The 3,699-nt window shown below is 63.6% G+C and carries 4 protein-coding genes; 3 read left to right on the top strand and 1 reads right to left on the bottom strand.

From position 1 onward, the window contains the following. A partial coding sequence (locus ABYW26_RS11955; RefSeq protein ID WP_372605124.1) for an HAD-IA family hydrolase occupies positions 1-396 on the top strand: 396 nt, incomplete at its 5' end. Positions 397-582: 186 nt separating this feature from the next. Then, positions 583-1,782 carry a DegT/DnrJ/EryC1/StrS family aminotransferase gene (locus ABYW26_RS11950; RefSeq protein ID WP_372605123.1) on the top strand — a complete coding sequence of 400 codons (1,200 nt, stop codon included), beginning with the start codon at positions 583-585 and terminating at the stop codon, positions 1,780-1,782. Here ABYW26_RS11950 and ABYW26_RS11945 read toward each other — a convergent pair. Beyond that, positions 1,779-3,062, bottom strand: a complete 1,284-nt coding sequence (locus ABYW26_RS11945; protein WP_372605122.1) for an APC family permease — start codon at positions 3,060-3,062, stop codon at positions 1,779-1,781. The genes ABYW26_RS11950 and ABYW26_RS11945 overlap by 4 nt on opposite strands. Positions 3,063-3,190: 128 nt before the next feature. Here ABYW26_RS11945 and ABYW26_RS11940 point away from each other — a divergent pair. Then, positions 3,191-3,699, top strand: a 509-nt coding sequence (locus tag ABYW26_RS11940; RefSeq protein WP_372605121.1) for an acyl-CoA dehydrogenase family protein, incomplete at its 3' end; no start/stop codon positions are given.

The following is a 3,699-nucleotide window of genomic DNA, read 5'->3' as shown; positions in this document are numbered from 1 at the left end:
TATCCGGGGGCCATTCAGGCGGTTGACCGGCTGCGCGCCGAAAAGATCGCGGTCGGGATCTGCACCAACAAGCCGGCGGGGCTGGCGGACAAGCTGTTGACCCGGCTGGGGGTGCGCGAGGCCTTTGCCTCGCTCATTGGCTCGGACAGCCTGCCGACGCGCAAGCCCGATCCGGCGCCTTACCGCGCGGCGGTCACCGGCGCGGGCGGGCTGATCCAGCGCTCGCTGCTGATCGGCGACACTATCACCGACCGCGACACCGCCCGCAACGCCGGGGTGCCCTGCGTTTTGGTGACATTCGGTGCCTTGGGTCACGCCGTTGCCGATCTGGCGCCCTCGGCGCTGCTGGATCACTTTGACGACCTGCCCGATCTGGTCACGCGCTTGTTGCCCTGATCCAGCGGCGCGCGCTAACTCGCGCAAGTCTGGTCCTCGCGGCCCCTGCGGGCCGCTCAGGTTTGAGTATTTGTGCCAAGAAAAAGCGACTTTGCTTCTTCTTTGCGAAAATATCCCGGGGTTTGGGGCAGAGCCCCAATCACACATTCTCTTGCGCCGCAGGCGCACATTCTGAAAAGTGGCGTCATGACCGAAGTTTTCACCGGCAGTTTCACCCAGCAAGAACCGATCCCCGAAGCGGGAATCGCGGCAGCGCTGGCGGTTCTGCAATCGGGGCGGCTGCATCGTTATAACACCGTGCCGGGCGAGCTGTCCGAGGCGGCGCTGCTGGAACAGGATTTCGCCGCCTTCACCCGGGCGCGCTATTGTCTGGCGGTGGCCTCGGGCGGCTATGCGATTGGCTGTGCCTTGCGGGCGGTCGGGGTTCAGGCCGGGGACAAGGTGTTGACCAATGCGTTCACCCTTGCACCGGTGCCCGGCGCGATTGCCAGCCTTGGTGCGATCCCGGTCTTTGTCGAGGTCACATCCGATCTGGTGATCGACCTGACCCATCTGGCGCAACAGATTGATGCCAGCGGCGCGCGGGTGCTGCTGCTGAGCCATATGCGCGGCCATATCTGCGACATGGCGGCGCTGATGGCGCTGTGCAATGCCGCGGGTGTGCAGGTGGTCGAGGATTGCGCCCATACCATGGGGGCCACATGGGACGGGGTGCCCTCGGGGCGGCATGGTGTCGTCGGCTGTTATTCCACCCAGACCTACAAGCATATGAATTCGGGCGAGGGCGGGCTGCTGGTCTCGGACGACGCGGGGGTTATGGCGCGGGCGATCCTGCTGTCGGGCTCGTATATGCTGTATGACCGGCATCTGGCCGCGCCTCCGGCCGAGGTGTTTGCCGATCTGCGGTTGGAGGTTCCGAATGTCTCGGGGCGGATGGACAATCTGCGCGCGGCGATCCTGCGGCCGCAACTGGCGGACCTGCCGCGACAGATTGCCCGCTGGAACAAGCTTTATGCCGCAGTGGCTGAAGGTCTGGCCCATACGCCGGGTTTGCAACTGATCGACCGGCCCGCGACTGAGGGTTTTGTCGGCTCGTCGTTTCAGGCGCTGCTGTCGGGGTGGTCGGCGGACAAGGTTCAGGATCTGATCCGCCGGTGTGCGGCGCGTGGGGTTGAATTGAAATGGTTCGGTGCCGATCAGCCGGTGGCCTTTACCTCGCGCTATGATCACTGGCGCTATGCCGCGCCGCCCAGCCTGCCGCAGACCGATGCGGTGCTGGCCGGGCTGATCGACATGCGCTTGCCGCTGACCTTTACGCCCAAGGATTGCGCCCTGATCGCGCGGATTATCCGGGCCGAGGTCAGCGCGGTCTGGCAGGCGGCCTAGCGCCGGGCAAAGACCCACGCGCCCAGCGTCAGCAATGCATAGATCGCCACAACAAAGGCCAGTTGCTGGGGCTGGGTCTGGGCCTCGAACACGAGGATCAGCACCGTCGCGGTTGACAGCCCGCCCAGTGCCAGCACCGTCAGCGCGGGGTTGGCCTTGGTCTGCACCCGCAGTTTGTGATTGGCCAGCGCCATCAGGATCGACACCAGCAGAAAGGTGATCGAGCCGAATTCAAGGATCATCCGCAGATCGCCGATTGCCACCATCAGACCGGCCAACCCGGCCATTGCGGCAATCCCGCGCCGGGGGATCGTGCCGGGTTGATGCGCCAGAATGGCGGGCAGGTTGCCGTCGCGGGCAATCACCCCCATCAGCCGCGAGGCGCCGAACAGCGTGCCGGAAATCGCGCTCATGGTGGCCAGCAATGCGCCGGCGACGACCAGCTTGGCCCCAATCGGGCCGATCACATCGGCGGCCCCGGCGGCCAGAGCGTATTCCTGATTGTTGATGATGTTCTCAAACGGGATGGTCAGAACCGCGCCCACGGCGATCACCACATAGACCAGCGTTGCCAGCACCACCGCTGAATAGATCGCGCGCGGAATGTTGCGTTCCGGGTCGGACATCTCGTGCATGGCGTGGATGACCAGTTGGAACCCCTCATAGGCGACGAAGGTCACTGAGGCGACCATCAGCAAGCCGAACAGCGGCGCTGATCCGGCCTCTTCAAGCAGGTCCGGATAATCCGCAGGAACATTGCCCAGTAACACTCCGGCGACGATCAGCAGGATCACGATCTTGGTATAGACCAACGCATCCTCGACCCGGCCCATGCCCTTGGTGCTCCAGGCGTTGATGGCGGCAAACAGGCCGATGATCGCAAAGGCCACGCCGCGCCGCGCCCAGTCGTTATCGGCAAAGGCAAAGCCGCTGATCGCATACGAGCCGAAGGTGAACGCATAAAGCGCGATGGTCGAGATATAGCCGAACACCACCCACCAGCCGATCAGCGCGGCGGCGAAATCGTGATGGGGAAAGCTGCGTTTGAAAAACGAATAGGTGGCGCCTTCGTCGCGGAACCACAGCGCCAGTTTCACATAGGAATAAGCTGCCAGTGCCGCCAGACCGCCGCCAAGGGCGATGGCCAGCGGGGTCCAAAGCCCGATCGTGGCGACTGACACCCCCAGAATGGTGAAAATGCCGCCGCCGACCATGCCACCCAGCGCGATGGCGATCAGTTCGGCAAGACCAAGCGGTTTATCTGATTTTCTGCGGCGCATTTGGGACTCGCATTTGGTTGGCCGAGTTCTGACCCGCCGCGCAGGCGGGCGCAAGCCTGTTGACCCGACTCACATTGTCGCGGTATTAACTGAACAGTTGTTCAATAACCCAAGCGGGAGGAGGCCCCATGTTCAACGCGGTGATGAAGTTCGATCTGGGTGAGGACGTGAATGCACTGCGTGAAATGGTGCATCGCTGGGCGCAGGACCGGGTCAAGCCCTTGGCGGCCGAGGTCGATTCAAGCAACACTTTCCCGGCCCATCTGTGGCGCGAGATGGGCGATCTGGGCCTGCTGGGCATCACTGTGCCCGAAGAATTCGGCGGCTCGGGCATGTCCTATCTGGCGCATGTGATCGCGGTCGAGGAAATCGCCCGCGCCAGCGCCAGCGTCAGCCTGTCTTACGGCGCGCACTCCAATCTCTGCGTCAACCAGATCAAGCTGAACGGCACCGACGACCAGCGCCGCAAATATCTGCCGGGCCTGATCTCGGGCGAACATGTCGGCGCGCTGGCGATGTCCGAGGCGGGCGCCGGGTCTGACGTGGTGGGGATGAAGCTGCGGGCCGAAAAGAAGAACGGTTATTACACCCTGAACGGGACGAAATACTGGATCACCAACGGCCCGGATGCCGACAC

Origin of the sequence: Actibacterium sp. (genome assembly GCF_041584535.1) — a bacterium.
In the GTDB taxonomy this organism is placed as follows: domain Bacteria; phylum Pseudomonadota; class Alphaproteobacteria; order Rhodobacterales; family Rhodobacteraceae; genus Actibacterium_D.
The sequence above is the reverse complement of the archived record's forward strand: the minus strand, read 5'-3'. Positions and strand labels throughout refer to the sequence as shown.

Excerpts from the sequence above, each read along its gene's own strand:
- ABYW26_RS11945 (WP_372605122.1), bottom strand. The coding sequence starts at position 3,062 with ATGCGCCGCAGAAAATCAGATAAACCGCTTGGTCTTGCCGAACTGATC.
- ABYW26_RS11950 (WP_372605123.1), top strand. The coding sequence starts at position 583 with ATGACCGAAGTTTTCACCGGCAGTTTCACCCAGCAAGAACCGATCCCC.